The 18,395-nt window shown below is 69.8% G+C and carries 18 protein-coding genes and 1 tRNA gene; 7 read left to right on the plus strand and 12 right to left on the minus strand.

The features are described 5' to 3' along the window. Positions 1–3 precede the first annotated feature (3 nt). The 4 genes from QC282_RS12165 to QC282_RS12180 all read right to left on the minus strand — a co-directional run bounded on the left by QC282_RS12165 (position 4) and on the right by QC282_RS12180 (position 3,742). Positions 4–795: an ABC transporter permease gene (locus tag QC282_RS12165; RefSeq protein ID WP_279549301.1), complete on the minus strand. Its 792-nt coding sequence runs from the start codon at positions 793–795 to the stop codon at positions 4–6. Continuing rightward, on the minus strand, positions 792–1,766 hold the full coding sequence (locus QC282_RS12170; RefSeq protein WP_279549302.1) for an ATP-binding cassette domain-containing protein: 975 nt from the start codon (positions 1,764–1,766) through the stop codon (positions 792–794). Before QC282_RS12170 ends, QC282_RS12165 begins: the two co-directional genes overlap by 4 nt. 251 nt (positions 1,767–2,017) lie before the next feature. Next, positions 2,018–3,001, minus strand: coding sequence for a hypothetical protein (locus QC282_RS12175; protein WP_279549303.1), 984 nt, complete (start codon positions 2,999–3,001; stop codon positions 2,018–2,020). Positions 3,002–3,502: 501 nt separating this feature from the next. After that, entirely contained in the window at positions 3,503–3,742 is a 240-nt protein-coding gene (locus QC282_RS12180) for a hypothetical protein (RefSeq protein WP_279549304.1), read from the minus strand. Between the two features lie 221 nt (positions 3,743–3,963). Between QC282_RS12180 and QC282_RS12185 the strand changes: the two genes are divergently transcribed. Then, positions 3,964–5,085, plus strand: a complete 1,122-nt coding sequence (locus QC282_RS12185) for an endonuclease NucS domain-containing protein (RefSeq protein ID WP_279549305.1) — start codon at positions 3,964–3,966, stop codon at positions 5,083–5,085. Positions 5,086–5,441: 356 nt separating this feature from the next. Here QC282_RS12185 and QC282_RS12190 read toward each other — a convergent pair whose 3' ends face one another. The 5 genes from QC282_RS12190 to QC282_RS12210 form a co-directional block, all read right to left on the minus strand. Further along, positions 5,442–6,227 (minus strand): hypothetical protein, encoded by a 786-nt coding sequence (locus QC282_RS12190; RefSeq protein ID WP_279549306.1) that lies wholly within the window; start codon positions 6,225–6,227, stop codon positions 5,442–5,444. Positions 6,228–6,347: 120 nt separating this feature from the next. Then, a complete protein-coding gene (locus QC282_RS12195) occupies positions 6,348–7,028 on the minus strand; it encodes a DUF488 family protein (protein ID WP_279549307.1) in 681 nt (226 codons plus the stop codon). A gap of 243 nt (positions 7,029–7,271) precedes the next feature. Then, a tRNA-Pro gene (locus tag QC282_RS12200) sits at positions 7,272–7,345 on the minus strand. Between the two features lie 33 nt (positions 7,346–7,378). Further along, on the minus strand, positions 7,379–8,188 hold the full coding sequence (locus tag QC282_RS12205; protein WP_279549308.1) for a Pr6Pr family membrane protein: 810 nt from the start codon (positions 8,186–8,188) through the stop codon (positions 7,379–7,381). Positions 8,189–8,331: 143 nt separating this feature from the next. Further along, positions 8,332–9,258 (minus strand): metallophosphoesterase, encoded by a 927-nt coding sequence (locus tag QC282_RS12210; RefSeq protein ID WP_279549309.1) that lies wholly within the window; start codon positions 9,256–9,258, stop codon positions 8,332–8,334. A gap of 120 nt (positions 9,259–9,378) precedes the next feature. Here QC282_RS12210 and QC282_RS12215 point away from each other — a divergent pair, with 120 nt between their 5' ends. Beyond that, positions 9,379–9,843 carry a GatB/YqeY domain-containing protein gene (locus QC282_RS12215; RefSeq protein ID WP_279549310.1) on the plus strand — a complete coding sequence of 155 codons (465 nt, stop codon included), beginning with the start codon at positions 9,379–9,381 and terminating at the stop codon, positions 9,841–9,843. Between the two features lie 286 nt (positions 9,844–10,129). Here the strand turns inward: QC282_RS12215 and QC282_RS12220 are convergent, their stop codons facing one another. Next, a complete protein-coding gene (locus QC282_RS12220; RefSeq protein ID WP_279549311.1) occupies positions 10,130–12,421 on the minus strand; it encodes a transglycosylase domain-containing protein in 2,292 nt (763 codons plus the stop codon). Between the two features lie 525 nt (positions 12,422–12,946). On the opposite strand from QC282_RS12220, the gene wblA reads away from it, so the two are divergent. Then, on the plus strand, positions 12,947–13,285 hold the full coding sequence (gene wblA, locus QC282_RS12225) for a transcriptional regulator WblA (RefSeq protein WP_279549312.1): 339 nt from the start codon (positions 12,947–12,949) through the stop codon (positions 13,283–13,285). A gap of 114 nt (positions 13,286–13,399) precedes the next feature. Here wblA and QC282_RS12230 read toward each other — a convergent pair whose 3' ends face one another. Together QC282_RS12230 and QC282_RS12235 are read right to left on the minus strand one after the other, a co-directional pair. Further along, the gene (locus tag QC282_RS12230) at positions 13,400–14,755 is read right to left on the minus strand and encodes an ArsA family ATPase (protein ID WP_279549313.1); all 1,356 of its coding nucleotides are present in this window, start codon (positions 14,753–14,755) and stop codon (positions 13,400–13,402) included. A gap of 49 nt (positions 14,756–14,804) precedes the next feature. Continuing rightward, on the minus strand, positions 14,805–15,782 hold the full coding sequence (locus tag QC282_RS12235) for an ArsA-related P-loop ATPase (protein ID WP_279549314.1): 978 nt from the start codon (positions 15,780–15,782) through the stop codon (positions 14,805–14,807). 104 nt (positions 15,783–15,886) lie between these two features. Between QC282_RS12235 and QC282_RS12240 the strand changes: the two genes are divergently transcribed. The 4 genes from QC282_RS12240 (at position 15,887) to QC282_RS12255 (ending at position 18,355) form a co-directional block, all read left to right on the plus strand. After that, positions 15,887–16,057 (plus strand): DUF4177 domain-containing protein, encoded by a 171-nt coding sequence (locus QC282_RS12240; protein ID WP_279549315.1) that lies wholly within the window; start codon positions 15,887–15,889, stop codon positions 16,055–16,057. Then, positions 16,054–16,521, plus strand: coding sequence for a RidA family protein (locus QC282_RS12245; RefSeq protein WP_279549316.1), 468 nt, complete (start codon positions 16,054–16,056; stop codon positions 16,519–16,521). The genes QC282_RS12240 and QC282_RS12245 overlap by 4 nt, the downstream gene beginning before the upstream one ends. Positions 16,522–16,658: 137 nt before the next feature. Next, a complete protein-coding gene (locus tag QC282_RS12250) occupies positions 16,659–17,528 on the plus strand; it encodes an NUDIX hydrolase (RefSeq protein WP_279549317.1) in 870 nt (289 codons plus the stop codon). Continuing rightward, positions 17,525–18,355 carry an MBL fold metallo-hydrolase gene (locus QC282_RS12255; protein ID WP_279549318.1) on the plus strand — a complete coding sequence of 277 codons (831 nt, stop codon included), beginning with the start codon at positions 17,525–17,527 and terminating at the stop codon, positions 18,353–18,355. Before QC282_RS12250 ends, QC282_RS12255 begins: the two co-directional genes overlap by 4 nt. Positions 18,356–18,395: the final 40 nt, after the last annotated feature.

An 18,395-nucleotide genomic window follows, 5' to 3' on the forward strand; every position in this document is an offset into this window, starting at 1 on the left:
TCGCTACTCCGGGCCACCGTTGAACTTCGAGGTCGACCAGAAGTAGCCGAGCAGGGTGAGGCCGAGGCACCAGGCGAGGGCGAGCCATCCGTTGTGGCCGATCTCGCTGCCGAGGAGCAGGCCGCGCAGGGTCTCGATGGCCGGGGTGAACGGCTGGTACTCGGCGACCGGCCGGAACCAGCCCGGCAGCGCGTCGAGGGGGACGAAGGCGCTGGACAGGAGCGGCAGCAGGATCAGCGGCATCGCGTTGTTGCTGGCGGCCTCCGCGTTCGGGCTGACCAGGCCCATGCCGACCGCGATCCAGGTGAGCGCCAGGGCGAAGAACGCGAGCAGCCCGAAGGCGGCCAGCCACTCCAGGGGCGTGGCGTCGGTGGACCGGAAGCCGATGGCCACACCGACGGCTCCGACGAGCACCACACTCACGACCGACTGGAGCACGCTGCCCACGACGTGCCCGACGAGCACCGAAGGCCGGTGAATGGCCATGGTGCGGAAGCGGGCCATGATGCCCTCGGTCATGTCGTTGGAGACCGACACCGCGGTCCCGATCACGGTGGAGCCGATGGTCATCAGCAGCAGCCCCGGGACGACATAGGCGATGTACGCGGAACGATCCGGACGGCCACCGCCGATGCCCGCGCTCATGGTGTCGCCGAAGATGTAGACGAAGAGCAGCAACAGCATGATCGGCGTGAGCAGCAGGTTCAGCGTCAGCGACGGGTAGCGGCGGGCGTGCAGGAGGTTGCGGCGCAGCATCGTGGACGAGTCGCGCAGGGCGAGGGAGAGGGAGCTCATCGGGCGTTCTCCTGGGACTGGTTGGGGACGACGGTGCTGTCGGTGAGTGCGAAGAACACGTCGTCGAGATCGGGGCTGTGCACGGTCAGCTCATCGGCCTCGAAACCGGCGGCGTCCAGCCAGTCGAGGATGGAGCGCAGTTCACGCTGGCTGCCGTCGCTGGGGACCTGGAGGGCGAGGGCGTCGTCGTCCCGGGTGACTTCGCGCAGCGCGACGGCGGCGGACTGATAGGCGGCCGGGTCGGAGAACCGCAGCCGCACATGCCCACCGGGCACGATCCGCTTCAGTTCCTCGGCTGTCCCCTCGGCGACGATCCTCCCGCCGTTGAGCACCGCGATACGGTCGGCGAGCTCGTCGGCCTCTTCCAGGTACTGGGTGGTGAGGAAGACGGTGACGCCGTCCGTGACCAGCTCACGGATGATCTGCCACATGTTGTGACGGGACCGGGGATCGAGGCCGGTCGTCGGCTCGTCGAGGAAGATGATCCGCGGACCTCCGACGAGGGTCATGGCGATGTCGAGACGGCGCTTCATACCGCCGGAGTAGGTGGAGGCGGGCCGCTTGGCCGCGTCGCTCAGATCGAACCGCTCCAGCAACTCGGCGGCGACCTGCCGCCCTTCCTTCTTGGGCAGGTGGTGGAGGTCGGCCATGAGGAGCATGTTCTCCTCGCCGGTGATCAGCCCGTCGACGGCGGAGAACTGTCCGGTGACTCCGATGACGGCGCGGGCGGCTTGCGGGTGGGTGGCGAGATCGTGACCGCCGACGAGGACCGGCCCACTGCCGGGGTCGGGGGAGATGAGGGTGGACAGGATCTTCACGGCGGTGGTCTTGCCGGCCCCGTTGGGCCCGAGCAGCGCGAACACGGACCCGGCCGGGACCTGCAGGTCGACGCCGTCGAGGACGGCCTTGCCGCCGTACGCCTTGCGCAGCCCGTTGGCGGCGATGGCGAGTGCTGTGGATGTCGTCGTCATGCGGCACAGATTGCGGGGCGGCGCATTCAGCGGGCTTTCAGCGTGGTTTCAGTGGCGGGGGGTGCGACTGAAACGGGAGGTCGGGGCAGCAGAAGCAGAAGCAGAAGCAGAAGCAGAAGCAGAAGCAGCAGAAGAACGGGACAGCCCGCTTACTGGCTTACTGACTTACTGGCTGCCCAGCGCGCACGGGTCGCGCATCGTCGCGCGTCAGGCCTGCCACCCACGGGCCGACGGCACACCCGTCCACCGGCTCAGCCGGCCGCACGCAGACCCCCTCCGACGAGGTGGCCCCGGCAATCCCGGCAGAAGCCGGGATCGGGGGCGCGGAAGGCACGCTCGCAGCCGTCACAGGTCTGGAAGGGCAGTACGGCCGGACGCTCGGCAACCGTCGGCAGAGGCACCGGAGGGGGCACGGGCAGCGGCGTCTCCCGGAGGCGGAAGGCGAGGACGCTCGCCGGGCGGGCCCGGAACCGGTCGGGGAGCCGTACGGTCAGCAACTCGGTGATCTCCCGCGCTCCGACACCGGCCGCCAGCCACTCGGCGACGGCAGGTGCCAAGCGGGCGGCCTCGTGCGCGGACAGGACGAGGCGGGGATCGACCCGGCGCAGGGCGGTCAGCACGGCCACGGCCTCCGGATCGGCGTCGGAGAGCACGGGCACGGGCTTGCCGGTCTCCTCAGGGCCGGGATCGGCAACCGCCTCCCGAGGGAGGTCGGCAGACGCGTGTGCCTCGCCGACGGTCCACTCCGGGGACTCGGACTGGGACCGGGGCCGGAACCGGGACTCGGGCCGGGACTGAGACCGAGGCCGAGGCGGCTTCGGAGGCTCGGGCGGGTCATCCGGTCCGGGCGGGTCATCCGGTCCGGGCGGGTCGTCCGGTCCGTCGCAGCCGGGTACGTCGTAGAAGTAGGTCCGGGTGCGGATCTGCCCGGAGGCCAGACGCTCGCGACGACGTTCGAGGTACCCGGCGGCTTCCAACTCCCTCAACGCCCGGGAGATCAGAATCTCGCCCTCGCTGAAGTGCTCGCAGAGGGCGGAGATGGACACGGGGGAACCGTCGGGCAGGGACGAGATGTAGGCCGCGACGCCGACCGTGACGGCACTGCCGCGTCGCTGGGCGAGGGCGTTGGAGATCACGGTGAAGTCGGCCGTGAGGCGGGTGCGTACGTGGATCACACCGGAGGTCGGAGCTCCGGCGTCGGCGCGCAGACGCGCGTTAGACTGCGAGTCAGCCATCGGGAAGGGTTTGCTTCCTGATCGGTCAGGCCCTCGATCGGGATTGCCGTCCCGGCCGGGGGCCGTCTTCGTCTGAGGTTGTCGCGGCGAACGTAACCGCCGGTGTTCTGCCCCTGCAAGCCGGTCACCCGCACGGGTGACGCCCGCTTCCCGCGACGGGAGGGTGGGAGGGCGGGTAGTTCTTTCCCCGGTTCTTTGAGGAGCCCAGCGGCCGACCGAACCCTCGCGGACAAGGTCCCGGTGACTCCGGAGGGCGGAGGGCGGAGGGCGACCGGGGGCCGCTGCGGTTGCATCGGGGGTGGTGTCCCGGCTTCCAACTCGTCTATGCAGGCTCGTCTATGCAGGCTCGTCTATGCAGGCTCGTCTATGCAGGCTCGCCTATGCAGGCTCGCCTATGCAGGCTCGCCTATGCAGCGGCGGCTCAGCAAGCGACACAGACCGCCGAGCAGACCGCCGAGCAGACCGCCGAGCAGACCGGGAGGCCTGGCGTCGACCTGACGTCTAGCAGGTGATCGCTGTGGCAACGAAATCGGGCTCCGTGCCGGTGTCGTCGGTGACGTTGCGCTCCGGGTCGGCCGACGGCCTCAGCGGCGAGCACCGCGGAGAAGCACTCGACGCCGGCTCCGGCCGAGGACCCGACGTCGGCTCAATCCCATCGTTGATCGACTCGGTGAATGACCAGCCGGCGACCACCAGCACGAGCCAACCGCCGACCAGCCACCCTTTCGTGCGCCTGCTCATCACGCCCCCGTCCGAAACGCCATGGCAAGCGGCAAGTCTGCCAGCCGAACGACAAGGCACCTCACAGACCGCCGCGTTGAGCGCCCAACCACACGACACCCTCACTGACCGTGACTGACTTACTACCTGGCACGGCAGTGGACGAAACTGACAGGGCGGTCTGGATGAGGTGCCGTCTTCAGTGTCTGCTTGACTCCAGATCGGAACGGAGGGGAGCGGGCGTGCCGCTGGAATTCGGGCTGTGGCGAGTGGACGACAAGCCGGTGCGGGTCACGACGAGACCGATGCCACTGGAGTCCCGCTTGGAGGAACTGATCGAGGCCGACCCGGGCATCCTGGGCACGCCGCTACTGCTGATCGGCCGCCAGGTACCCACCCAACATGGCAAGTTCGTCGACCTGCTCGGCATGGACGCCGAGGGCAGCCTGCACGTGCTCGAACTCAAACGGGATCGCACGCCTCGCGAGGTGGTGGCGCAGGTCCTCGATTACGGTTCCTGGGTTCAGGAGCTGACCAACGAGCAGATACGTGACGTCTACGGCTCGTACGCCCGCCGCAGGGGCCTGGTGGAGGAGTTGGACGAGGCGTTCGCGCTCAAGTTCGGCGGCAGCCCGCCGGAGGCCCTGAACTCCACTCACTCCCTGACCGTCGTCGCGAGCGAGATCGACGCGGCGACGGAGCGGATCGTCAGCTACCTGGCAACCGGGTTCCAGGTGCCGGTCAACGTCCTGTTCTTCCGGTATTTCGAGGACGAGGGACGCTCGTACCTGGCACGCACCTGGCTGATCGACGACTCCGAAACCGCCGCGCCGTCCGCGGGGACGAAGGGGCGCGGAAAACAGGAGCCGTGGAACGGAACGGACTGGTACGTGTCGTTCGGCGATGAGTCCGGCAGCCGGAGCTGGGACGATGCGCTTCGCTACGGGTTCGTGTCGGCCGGTGGCGGGGAGTGGTTCTCCCGCACGATCCGGTCCTTGCCGCTCGGGGCGCGCGTATTCACCCACATCCCCAAGGTGGGGTACGTGGGCGTCGGCACGGTGTCCGGAGAGCCGCAGCCGTTCGAGAACGCAGTCCTCGCCATCGACGGTGAGAGCCGACGGCTGGCTGATCTTCCCCTGAAAGGCACCTACCGATCCGCTGGAGACAGCGCGAAGGAGGACGGGGAAGACCGTCGTGAGTGGGTGGTCCCGGTCACCTGGGAACGTGCCGTGCCCCGCCAACAGGCATTGTGGCGCCCGGGCTTCTTCGCCAACCAGAACTCCGCCTGCAAGCTCCGCGCCCGTTTCACGATCGACGAGGTCTCCCGCCACTTCGGTGTCATCGAAGACGCTGCTGACGCCTGAGACGCGAACACGTGGGTCATAAGACTCCACCGTTGTGGCGCGCGGTGTGTCAGACGTGGGCGCTGAGCTTGAGGGCCTGTGCCCGCGGCTGACCAACGTGGACTTGCCCATCGGTCACCAACGCAACGCCCGCCACCTTCGTTGTACTTGAACGCGGCCAGGCAGCCCGCCTCCCCTACCGGCGAAGCCTGGACACCCTGCGCGAGATGGGCGTCCTCCTCGGTACCTTCGAAACCTCACCGCCCCAAGGCCGGCGGCGGCGCAGACCGGTTCCGCTCAGAGAAGGCCTTGGAACTTTTGAAACCGGAGATCAGGTGTGGCCTGTTCACTCGGTGAACGACCCCTCAGCCCCGCTGTCAGTCTCCGAAGAGGGTGTCCTGGACGTACTGGACGACATTTGCCCTCGGATAGAAAAGCCCCAGCAGCATGAAGGTTTTTGGGTGGGCCGCGATGTTGCCGACGAAGAAGTGGACGGCGCGATCTCGGGTGAAAATGGAGTCGTACCAGGTGTCCTGCAGCTTGTCGTGCACGCCGCTCTCGCCGTACTTTTGCCGGAACTTGCGGTACGACGCACCGGCCTCCCAGTCCTTCAACGCCATGTCATGCGAAGGGCAGGCAGCGTCCCTGCAGCGAAACCGATAACGGAACTCCAGCGGCACCCACTCAAGCGGAGCCAAGTCCTGCTCCAGCAGATCCATCTGCCCAGCGAGCGCGGCCTTGGACGCGGACCAGGGCTCAGCTGACGTCAGCCGAAAGCTGGCTTCGGCAGGCCGGAAGACACCGAGCGAAGTTCCCAGCCGCTCCTGATCCCTCTTGATCGCGCACAGGGAAGGCGCAACGAGAGGCTCGACGTACTTGTACCGCTCCCTCCAGTCACCACCCGGTGGCACCTCACCCACGATCTCGAGGCTGCCGAGATCCGGCCGCAGGCTCTCAGGCCGAGGGTCACGCGTGCCGTGCGACTCGACATCGACCTCGATGATCGAGTACTTCCGGAACTGGTCCTCCTCCCGTAAGAGCCGGAAGGGCACGGGAAACAGGCGCACGTGTTGAGGTACATCCTCATCCAGGCGTATGCCCGCCACACAACTGGTCTCGCGGTACTTGTTGGACAGCTCCGGATACGTCTTGACCGTAATCATGATTGTCGCGCGCTGTCGTTTCCCCGATCGCATGGCGCCCCCCTCCACTGATCTCCCCGATCCGATTGGAGGAGAGGCATGCGCCTCTGGCAAGGGCGCGTGCGGGAGCGAGGGATGAAGTCAGGCCAGGGGGATCACGGGCACTGCGGTCCGCTTGCGGACCGTCTCCAGGACGACCTGCCGGTGGCAGCGACTCTCGTCCTTCTCGAAACACAGCACGGCGACACGCGACCGTCGGGCTTGCTCGGCAAGCCGATCGAGGTCGGACTGCGCCTCATCGGACCGCAGCACACCGCGGAAGCGAGCCCGGCCCACGTCGAGGCGGCCGTCCCAGAACGGCGCCCGATTGTCCTTGGGATTTCCCAGGCCACGCAGGTGTGTGTACTCGATGCCGGCCTCGGCGAGCGCCTGCCCCAGCCGAGTCTTGCTGAAGCCCTTCTTGCGGCTGATCGGCGTGAGTCGTACATCCGCCACGACATCGATTCGGCTGTCGAGGAGAGAGGCGACGAACGAGTCGATGTCCCGGCCTTCGTACCCGGCGGACCAGAGCCCCGGACTGACCTTGGTCTCCTGGAAAAGCCCATCGAGGGAGACCTCAAGTGCCTCGGCGACCGCTCCGACGGTGAAGAAACCTGGCTGGATCGCTCCCTCGCTCTCCAGCCGGGCCACCGTTCCAACGGCGATGCCGGCTTCCTTGGCGAGCCGCTCCCGAGACCACCCTCGGCCCTCCCGCAACGTTCGCACGTGCTGGGCGAGTGCTCGGGCGTGGTCGTGGGGACGCGCTGAGTGATGGCTTGCCATGTGTCGTGATCCTAAGGGCGGTTGAGGCGGGCGGGCATGGTGTTCCCGGCCGACTGAAGGGCTGGATTCGCGAACGCGCAGGTCCGAGTGCCCTCAGCCGCCGCACTTGAGACGGCCTGACCAGTCACCCCCTGGGAGACCCCGACCAAGATCTTCTCCCAGATTTCTCCCAAACGATCTCCAGAAACCCGTCAGGGGCCTGATCCACTTAGTGGATCAGGCCCCTGACCTGGTATTCCTCTGTCGGGGTGGCGGGATTTGAACCCACGACCTCTTCGTCCCGAACGAAGCGCGCTGCCAAGCTGCGCTACACCCCGATGTCGCTGCTCGTCGCGGCGACGTCGTTTACTTTAGCCCACCGGTGGCTGTAGGCGAAATCCGGTTTTGCCGCGGTGGCGGATCGGGTTGGGGCGGGCGTGGTCCAGGCCGACCAGCAGGACCGCCAGGGCGTAGCAGCACAGGCCCAGGAGGAGGGCGTTGCCCAGGACGCCCTTGTAGCCGTGCTGGTCGACGTCCAGGAAGGGGTAGAGGTAGCGGGCCGGCGTGCCCGGGTCCAGGAGGGTGCCGCGGGCCAGGGAGAACGCCAGGTAGGCCAGGGGGTACAGCAGCCATGCCGCGGCCTGGCGCAGGTGCAGGCGGCCCGGGGGTGACAGCAGGAGCCAGTCCACGAGTGCCGCCAGGGGGATCGCCGTGTGCAGGGTGTGGTGCGCGAGGGTCTGCCACGGCATCTGTGCCGCCGTCTGTGTTGCCGTGCCCGTTGTCGGCCCGCCCGTCAGTGAGAGCAGGGGTGCGCCGTTCGCCAGGAGCGTGTGGTGGACCGCGCCCGCGATGAGTACGTAGAGCAGGGCCGTGCCCGTGAGCGCGCCCGAGACGGGGTGCTGGGCGGTCCAGGCCCGGCCGGCCGAGGCGATCATGACCAGCGCCAGCAGGATCCCGCTCTGGATCGTGAAGTGGCTCAGGGCCTTCGCCGGGCCGGCGTGCAGCAGTTCCAGCGTCACGGCCGTCAGTGCCGCCAGGGCGATCAGCAGGCGGAAGACGGCTACGAGTGGGCGCCTGACCGGGGGGAGCACGGCCGTCGCCGGGACGTACGAGGGGAACGGTGCGGGCATGCCGGGGAGTGCGGGGAGGTCCGGGATGTCCCTGGGTATCGGGGCGGTCATGCTCCAAAAGTAGGCATGAGGGGCGTAACGGGCGATGTGGGTGAGGTGTTCGGGTTACGCCGCCCCGCTGCCCGCGGCTCCCCCTGCCCCTGCTGCCCCTCTACTCCCTTACGCCCCTCGCCCCTCCCTCTCACCAGCGTCCGCTAGTCCCTCCCCACCAACGTCAGCAACGTCGCCTCCGGCGGGCACGCGAACCTCACCGGCGTGTACCTGTTCGTGCCGCACCCCGCCGACACGTGCAGGTACGACGTACGGCCCTGCGCCGTGTGCGTCGACAGGCCCTTCACGCGGTCCGTGTCCAGGTCGCAGTTGGTGACCAGCGCGCCGTAGAACGGGATGCACAGCTGGCCGCCGTGGGTGTGGCCCGCCAGGATCAGCGGGTAGCCGTCCGCCGTGTACGCGTCCAGCACCCGCAGGTACGGCGCGTGCACCACGCCCATCGAGAAGTCCGCGCCGGACGACGGTCCGCCCGCCACCTCCGCGTACCTGTCCCTCTTGATGTGGGGATCGTCCAGGCCGGTGAGCTCGATCGACACGCCGTCGACCTTCAGCGTGCCGCGCGTGTTCGTGAGGTTCAGCCAGCCCGCGGCGTCGAAGCCGTCCCGCAGGTCCTCCCACGGGTTGTGGACCGCGCCGGTGGCGGGCGGGTTGCCGTTCAGGCCGTGGCGGCCCTGGACCTTCTCCAGCAGGTAGCGGGCCGGGTTGCGCAGCTTGGGGCCGTAGTAGTCGTTGGAGCCGAAGACGTACGCTCCCGGGAACTCCATCAGCGGGCCCAGTGCGTCCAGGACCTCCGGGATGCCCTCCGGGTCGGACAGGTTGTCGCCCGTGTTGATCACGAAGTCGGGGCGCAGGCCGGCCAGCGAGCGCAGCCAGCGCTGCTTCTTGCGCTGCCCGCCGACCATGTGGATGTCGGAGACCTGGAGTACGCGCAGGGGGCGCATCCCCGATGGCAGGGCCGGGATCGTCACCCGTCGCAGCCGGAAGGAGCGGGCCTCGAAACCCGCCGCGTACACCAGACCGGCGGCGCCAGCCGCCGCGAGGGACAGAGGTACTCCGTATCGCGCGCGCATACGTCCATCGTGTCAGACCCGGCCAACTCCCGTTCCCCGCAGCCCGTCGGGACCGGCCGGGCGGGCACCCTCGGTAAATCGACGGGCGGGGTCGCCGGGGCACCTGCGACAATCAGCGGCATGACCACGCTCAAGTCGAAGCTGCAGGATGACCTCAACGCCGCGATCAAGGAGCGCGACGAGCTCCGCTCCTCGACGCTCCGGCTGACGCTCGCCGCGATCACCAAGGAGGAGGTCGCGGGCAAGGAGAAGCGCGAGCTCTCCGACGACGAGGTCCAGAAGGTGATCACCCGCGAGGCGAAGAAGCGGCGCGAGGCCGCCGAGGCGTTCGCGCAGGGCGGCCGTGCCGAGCAGGCCGAGCGGGAGAAGGCGGAGGGCGAGGTGCTCGCCGAGTACCTGCCGAAGCAGCTGTCCGACGAGGAGCTGAACGCGATCGTCGCGCAGGCCGTCGGGGAGGCGAAGGCGGCCGGTGCCGAGGGTCCGCGTGCCATGGGCGCCGTCATGAAGATCGTGAACCCGAAGGTGGCCGGACTGGCCGAGGGCGGTCGCGTCGCCGCTGCGGTCAAGAAGCTGCTCGCCGGCTGACGCGGCCCCAGGCGCTCCCCACCGGTTGATTCGGCGGCCTCGGCCGCTCCTCGTCGGCTGGGCCGACCTCAGTCGCTCACCTCCGGCTGAGTCGGCTTCGACCGGTCACTACCGGCTGAGCCGACCTGGCCGTCCCACGGGCGGTGACTGCCGAGCGCTCGCACCGCAGCGAGCGGCTGCCCCGCACAGCGACCGACGGCCCCTCCTTCCCGTACGAATCCGTCCACATCCGTACGGGGAAGAGGGGCCGTCGCCGTCATTCAGGACCGGTCGCCGGTCGGGGGCGTCAGCCGCGGCCGCCCCCGTTGCCGTTCCCGCCGTTCCCCTGGCCCCGGATCCAGCCCTCGGGGATGGAGAAGGTGGGGGTCGGGTTGGCGCCGCCGTCTCCGCCGCCGCCGGTCAGGCCGCCGATGAAGCCGGCGTTGTCGCCGTTGCCGCCGTCGTCGTTGCCCCGGCCGCGGTCCCGGTCCTCGTCGTCCTTCTCCTTGTCCTTGTCCTTGTCGGGATCGGGGATGTCGATGAGGTTGAAGGAGCCCGCGTCCTTGCCCGCGAGGGCACCGGTCATCGCGTCGCGCCAGATCGGGCCCGGTACCGAGCCGCCGTACACCTTGGCGTGCCACGACCCGCCGATGCTGATGTTGATCATCTTGACCTGCTGGGTGGCGCTGCCGACCCACACCGCCCCGGACAGGTTCGGCGTGTAGCCGACGAACCAGGCGTTCCTGCGCTCGTCCGTCGTGCCCGTCTTGCCGGCGTTGTCGCGGTCCGTGAGGCCGGCCTTCTGGCCCGTTCCGGAGTCGACCACGCCCTGGAGCAGGGTGTTCACCGTGTCCGCGGTCTTCTCGCTCATCGCCCGCGAGCACGTCGACTTCGGTACCTGGAGCGAGTTCTGCCGGTCACCGACACTCTGGGTGATCGACTCGATGGCGATCGGCGTGCAGTACATGCCGCGGGAGGCGAAGGCGGCGTACGCGCTCGCCATCGTCAGCGGGGAGACGCCCTTGGAGCCGAGGGAGATGGCGGGCACCTCCGGCAGCCGCTCGCCGTTGCCCTGCACGACCTTCAGGCCGTCCGTCATCTTCATCAGGGGGCACAGGCCGATGTCGGCGACCATCTGCACGAAGTAGGTGTTGACCGACTTGGCCATGGCCTCCTTCAGCCGGTACGGGCCGACCTCCGACTCGTCCTCGTTGGGCACGGTCTCACCGCTCTGGTTCATCCAGGGCTTGCCGCTGCACGTCGAGACGGGGTCGGGGTAGCGCATCTCGTACGGGGACGGGTACTCCTGGGTGGGCGGTCGTCCTTCCTCGAGCGCGGCCGCCGCGACGAAGGGCTTGAACGTCGAGCCGGTCGGGAAGCCGTAGTTGGAGCCGCCCCTGTCGCTGCCGACCGAGTAGTTGAGCACGGTCTCGTGCCGCTTGGCGTCGGTGCCGTACGGCTTCGACTGCCCCATCGCCACGATCTTGCCGGTGCCGGGTTCGACGAGGGTGGACGCGGCGGCGACCTTGTCGCTCTTGGCGACGTGGTCCTTCAGCGACTGCTGGACGGAACTCTGGGCCTGCGGATCCAGCGTCGTCCGGATCGTCAGGCCGCCCTGGTTCCAGATCCTCGCGCGGTCCTCCTTGGTCTTGCCGAAGACCGGGTCGTTCAGGAAGACCTGGCGGACGTAGTCGCAGAAGAAGCCGGCGCCCGAGACGGCCGTGATGCAGCCGTTCTTGGGCTTGCTGACCTTCAGCCCGAGCGGGGCCTTCTTCGCCCTGTCGGCCTCCGCCCGCGAGATGTCGCCGACCTCGGCCATCCGCTGGAGCACGATGTTGCGCCGCTTGGTGGCCTCGGTCTCGTCGTTCACCGGGTCGTACCGGCTGGGCGACTGGACGATGCCGGCGAGGAGCGCGGACTCCTGGAGGTTCAGGTCCTTGGCGGGCTTGGAGAAGTAGCGCTGGGCGGCGGCCTCGATGCCGTAGGCCTGCTGGCCGAAGAACGTGATGTTCAGGTAGTTCTCGAGGATCTTCTTCTTGCCGAGCTCCTCCTCGACCTGGATCGCGTACTTCAGCTCGCGGATCTTCCGGCCGATGGTCTGCTGCGTGGCCTGCGCGACCTTCGTCGGGTCGTCGCCGGCCTCCTCGACGAAGACGTTCTTCACGTACTGCTGCGTGAGCGTGGACGCGCCCTCGGCGACGCCGCCGCTCTGCGCGTTCTTGTTCAGGGCGCGCAGCACGCCCTTCAGGTCGACCGCGCCGTGCTGGTAGAAGCGCGAGTCCTCGATCGCGACGATCGCCTTCTGCATGTACGGCGAGATGTCCGTGAGGTCGACGACCGTGCGGTCGCGCGAGTACACCGTGGCGATCTGGCCGCCGTCGGCGTCCAGGATCGTGGTGCGCTGGCTGAGCGGTGGGGTCTTCATGTTGGCCGGGAGCTCGTCGAAACTCTCCACCGTTCCCTTGGCGGCGAGTCCCAGCGCGCCGACGGCGGGCAGCGCGATGCCGGCCATGACGGCTCCCGCGAGCACACTGACTCCGAGGAACTTGGCGGCCTGCTGCGTTGGCGACAGACCACCGCCCGAGCGCTTCTTTGGCATGAGGGCAGCCTAATCCGTACTTGTGTCCGTTCCGACGGTGCCCGGTCCGCCGCGTGTACGCCGGCGTCGGCCCGCGGGTGGTGCGGCGGCGCGTGACGGCGCGGCAAAGTCGGGTACGGACGTTGCCATTCGCCGGACACGCGTATAGGCGTTGGCCTAAGCTGCCTTCAACTGTCACAGCAGGGCGGCCACGTAATCAATACGTCCCGGGACCTCGAATCGTTCCGAGTCCCACCGACTTTCCTGGTCGGACGTGTTGGGCCCGTGTCCGAATTGGCCTTGTGTGTCGCCGGGTGTCCGCTGTGACGCAACAGAACCATCCCGAATGCCGGGATTGTCGCGCATGTCGCCAGGTCACTCCCCTGGGTGATCTGCCGCTAACCCATAGTCCGTTCGGGCCATTCAAGATTGGGCCCGAAGGGGGTGTTGCGCTGTGCCCACCTTCCGTAACGTCCTCAACTGGCGGCGGTGAATATGCCGCTGCCGCCGTGGGGGAGCCTCGATTCGGGAGAGGACGGCGCCGGTATGGGCTGGGTAACCGACTGGAGTGCGCAGGCGGCCTGCCGCACTACCGATCCGGATGAACTGTTCGTTCAGGGAGCAGCGCAGAACAGAGCCAAGGCGGTGTGCACCGGATGCCCGGTGCGGACCGAGTGCCTGGCCGACGCGCTGGACAACCGCGTCGAGTTCGGCGTGTGGGGAGGAATGACGGAGCGGGAGCGCCGGGCACTGCTGCGCCGGCGGCCGACCGTGACCTCCTGGCGCAGACTGCTGGAGACGGCGCGTACGGAGTACGAGCGGGGCACGGGTGTCGTGCCCCTCGACGACGACGAGGTCTACGAGAACTACGCCGCGGTGGGCTGAGCGCGTCCCCCTGTCCGGCAGGGGGTTCCGCACCTTACGTCGGCGGCCTTCCCGCGCCGGGCTCTCCGGTCGCCGGGCTTTCGGGCACGGGCTCTCGGGCGTCCGCCCGCCGGGCTACGGCAGTTCGTGCCGGTGCGCCGCGAGACGGTCTCCGATGTCCCGCAGCCCCGTCAGGTCGTGCACGTCGCCGGGCAGTGCGGCCACCTCGACGACTGCCACCTCGGGGTGCAGCGAGGTGAAGCGGTCACGGGTGCGCTGCTCGCGCGCGAGCAACTGCATACGATCGGCGTGCAGCCGCAGCAGACCCGCGGTGAGCTGGTCCACGGACTGTTCCTGGTCGGTGTCGGACCCCTGGTCGGCGGTTTCCTCGGCGGCGGGGGAGCCTTCCTCGGGAGCCGGGTCCACTGCTGGTGTCACGGGCGCGGGAGAGTCTGAACTGTCGTACGTGTCGGGGGAGTTACGAAGTCCTACTTTCCCGCCGTCCTGATCCACAATGCCGCGCTCTTCAAGATTTTCCGCAGCGGCGAGCGCCCGCTCGGCCGACAGCCGGCCGGCGCCGCTGCCGTGCACCCGGTTGAGCACCAGACCCGCCAGCGGCATGTCCTCCGCCGCCAGCCGTTCCACGAAGTACGCGGCCTCGCGCAGTGCGTCCCGCTCCGGGGCCGCGACCACCAGGAACGCCGTGCCGGGCGCCTGGAGCAGCTTGTACGTCGCGTCCGCGCGGGTGCGGAAGCCGCCGAACGTCGAGTCCATCGCGGCGACGAACGTCTGGACGTCCTTCAGCAGTTGACCGCCGAGCACCTTGCCGAGGGCGCCCGTCATCATCGACATCCCGACGTTCAGGAATTTCATTCCCGCCCGGCCGCCGACCTTCGCCGGGGCCAGCAGCAACCGGATCAGCTTCCCGTCGAGGAACGAGCCGAGCCGCTTGGGCGCGTCCAGGAAGTCCAGCGCCGAACGGGACGGCGGCGTGTCGACGACGATGAGGTCCCACTCGTCCCTCGACCGCAGCTGGCCCAGCTTCTCCATCGCCATGTACTCCTGCGTGCCCGCGAAGCCCGCCGAGAGCGACTGGTAGAAGGGGTTGCTCAGGATGGCGGCGGCCCGGTCGCCGTCTGCGTGCGCCTCGACGATCTCGTCGAAGGTGCGCTTCATGTCGAGCATCATCGCGTGCAGTTCGCCGTCGCCCTCGACGCCCTTCACGCGCCGCGGGGTGTTGTCCAGCGAGTCGATGCCCATCGACTGGGCGAGCCTGCGGGCCGGATCGATGGTCAGCACGACGACCTTGCGACCCCGCTCCGCCGCCCGCAGCCCGAGGGCCGCCGCCGTGGTGGTCTTGCCGACGCCGCCCGAGCCGCAGCACACGACGATGCGCGTCCCGGGGTCGTCCAGCAGCGGGTCGACGTCGAGCACGCGCGCGGGGGCGAGCGGGCGGGCGGCGGAGTCGCGCTGGGCCGGGTCCGGACTCATGACATCCCCTGCTTCCGACGTCTGGTGGGCCGCACGAGGGACGCGGACCTCATGACAGGCCCTGCTCGCGCAGCTCGGCGGCCAGTTCGTACAGCCCTGCCAGGTCCATGCCCTCCGTCCGCAGCGGCAGTTCGTGCCGCGGCAGGCCGAGGTCGGCGAGCGCCGCGCGCTGCTCGTGCTCCAGCGTGTACCGCTCGGCGTACTCCGCGGCCTGCTGCAGCAACGGGTCCACCAGCCGCTCGGCGTGCCCGCCGCGCCGCGCCCCGCCGAGCCCGGCGGCGGACAGCGACCTGGCGATCGAAGAACGCGGCACGGTCCGTACGAGTTCCAGGTCGGCCGCGTCCAACACCTCCGGCCGCACCATGTTCACGATGACCCGGCCCACCGGCAGGCGCGCCGCGCGCAGCTCGGCGATGCCGTCCGCGGTCTCCTGGACCGGCATCTCCTCCAGCAGCGTCACCAGGTGCACCGCCGTCTCCGGCGACTTGAGCACCCGCATGACGGCCTGCGCCTGGTTGTGTATGGGGCCGATCTTCGCGAGGCCGGCCACCTCGTCGTTGACGTTGAGGAAGCGGGTGATGCGTCCCGTCGGGGGCGCGTCCATGACGACGTAGTCGTAGACGAACCGTCCCGACTTGGTCTTGCGGCGCACCGCTTCGCACGCCTTGCCGGTCAGGAGCACGTCCCGCAGGCCCGGCGCGATGGTGGTGGCGAAGTCGATCGCGCCGATCTTCTTCAGGGCCCGGCCGGCGCCGCCGAGCTTGTAGAACATCTGGAGGTAGTCCAGCAGGGCCAGTTCCGGGTCTATGGCGAGGGCGTACACCTCCCCGCCACCGGGAGCCACAGCGATCTTCCTCTCCTCGTAGGGCAGCGCCTCTGTCTCGAAGAGCTGCGCGATGCCCTGCCGGCCCTCGACCTCGACGAGGAGCGTCCGCTTCCCCTCCGTGGCCAGGGCCAGCGCTAGGGCCGCGGCGACCGTGGTCTTGCCGGTCCCGCCCTTGCCGCTGACGACCTGGAGCCTGCTCACGTATTCGAGCCTAACCAGTCCGAGTCGGGACCACGCGGGAGGCTGTGGACAATGTGGCCGCGGTCGCGGCGGGAGGCGTCGGAGCAGCGGCTAGAGTCGGCCGCATGACCAAGTGGGAATACTCAACCGTGCCGCTGCTCGTCCACGCCACGAAGCAGATTCTGGACACCTGGGGCGAGGACGGCTGGGAGCTCGTCCAGGTCGTGCCCGGGCCGAACAACCCCGAGCAGCTCGTCGCCTACATGAAGCGCGAGAAGCCGGTGAGCAAGGGATGAGCGCGGTCGAGGCGCGCCTGGCCGAGCTGGGCCTGACGCTTCCGGAGGTCGTGCCGCCGCTGGCCGCGTACCAGCCGGCCGTGCAGACCGGGCCGTACGTGTACACCGCCGGGCAGCTCCCCATGGTGGAGGGCAAGCTGCCGGTCACCGGGAAGGTCGGTGCGGAGGTCACGCCGGAGGAGGCCAAGGAGCTGGCGCGTACGTGCGCGCTGAACGCCCTGGCCGCCGTCAAGTCGGTCGCCGGTGACCTGGACCGCATCGCGCGCGTGGTGAAGGTCACGGGCTTCGTCGCCTCCGCCTCCGACTTCACCGGCCAGCCCGCCGTCCTGAACGGCGCCAGCGAGCTCCTCGCGGAGGCCCTCGGCAACCGGGGCGTTCACGCCCGCAGCGCGGTGGGCGTGGCGGTGCTGCCCCTGGACGCTCCCGTGGAGGTCGAGATCCAGGTCGAGCTGACGGAGGCGTAACGGGTCCGGGGGCTGCCCCGCGCGGCCCCCGCCGTCCGTGGCGCCGGGCCGCGCACCCGGCCTCCCGGCCGCGGCGCCGGGTGCGCCCGTCCCTGCCACCTCTCGAACATCCGGCCGTCACCGGATAGCCTCCGGCCATGGCAAATGGGCAGTGGTATCCCCCGGAGTGGCCCGCCCGCATCCGCGCGCTCGCGGAGGGCACCCTCACCCCGGTGGCCCCGAAACGCGCGGCCACCGTCATGCTCCTGAAGGACACCGGCACCGGAACCGCCGTCCACATGCTGCGCCGCCGCGCCTCCATGGCCTTCGCCGCCGGCGCGTACGCCTACCCGGGCGGCGGCGTCGACCCCCGCGACGACGACCACACCGTCCGCTGGGCGGGCCCCACGCGCGCGTGGTGGGCCGACCGCCTCGGGGTGCCGGAGTCCGACGCCCAGGCGATCGTCTGCGCGGCCGTCCGGGAGACGTACGAGGAGGCGGGCGTCCTGCTCGCCGGGCCGACCCCCGACACGGTCGTCGGCGACACCACGGGCGACGACTGGGAGGCCGACCGCGCCGCCCTGGTCGCCCGCGAGCTGTCCTTCGCCGGGTTCCTCGACCGCCGCGGCCTGGTCCTGCGCTCCGACCTGCTGGGCGCCTGGACCCGCTGGATCACCCCCGAGTTCGAGCCGCGCCGCTACGACACCTGGTTCTTCGTCGCCGCCCTCCCCCAGGGCCAGCGCACCCGCAACGCCTCCACGGAGGCCGACCGCACGGTGTGGATCGCCCCGCGCGAGGCCGCGGCGTCCTACGACAAGGGGGAGTTGCTGATGATGCCGCCGACCATCGCGACACTGCGTCAGCTGGCGCCCTACGGCACGGCCGCCGAGGCGCTCGCCGCCGCCCCCGGCCGGGACCTCACGCCGGTGCTGGCCACCGCCCGTCTGGAGGACGGCGAGATCGTGCTGTCCTGGCCGGGCCACGACGAGTTCACCAAGCACATCCCGACCGGAGGAGGCCCCGCATGACGGACGCGAGCGCCCTGCCCGGCCGGCCACGGGGCGGGGTCCTGTCGGGCCCCGCCACCGCACGCGCCGTCAACGTCCTGGCGCCCAACCCCTCCCCGATGACCCTGGACGGCACGAACACCTGGCTGCTGTCCGAGCCGGACTCGGATCTCGCCGTCGTCGTCGACCCGGGGCCGCTGGACGAGGGCCACCTGCGGCACGTCGTCGGCACGGCCGAGGAGGCCGGCAAGCGTGTCGCCCTGACCCTGCTGACGCACGGTCACCCCGACCACGCCGAGGGCGCCGCCCGCTTCGCCGAACTGACCGGCACGCGCGTGCGTGCCCTCGACCCGGCGCTGCGGCTCGGCGACGAGGGCCTCGCCGCCGGGGACGTCGTGCGGGTCGGCGGGCTGGAGCTGAGGGTCGTACCGACGCCGGGACACACGTCCGACTCGCTGTGCTTCCACGTCCCGGCCGACCGGGCGGTCCTCACGGGCGACACGATCCTCGGGCGCGGTACGACGATGGTGGCCCACCCCGACGGCCGGCTGGGCGACTACCTGGACTCCCTGCGCAGGCTCAGGTCGCTCGCGGTCGACGACGGCGTGCACACGGTCCTGCCCGGCCACGGGCCGGTCCTGGAGGACGCCCAGGGCGCCGTCGAGTACTACCTGGCCCACCGCGCGAACCGGCTCGCCCAGGTCGAGACGGCCGTCGAGAACGGCTACCGCACGCCCGCCGAGGTCGTCGCCCACGTGTACGCGGACGTGGACCGCTCGTTGTGGCCGGCGGCGGAACTGTCGGTGCGGGCGCAGCTGGACTACCTGCGCGAGCACGGGCTCATCTGACGCACGCCCGCCCCGCAGGGGCGCCACGCGCGCGGGTGCC

Source organism: Streptomyces sp. DH24 (genome assembly GCF_029813775.1).
Classification (GTDB): domain Bacteria; phylum Actinomycetota; class Actinomycetes; order Streptomycetales; family Streptomycetaceae; genus Streptomyces.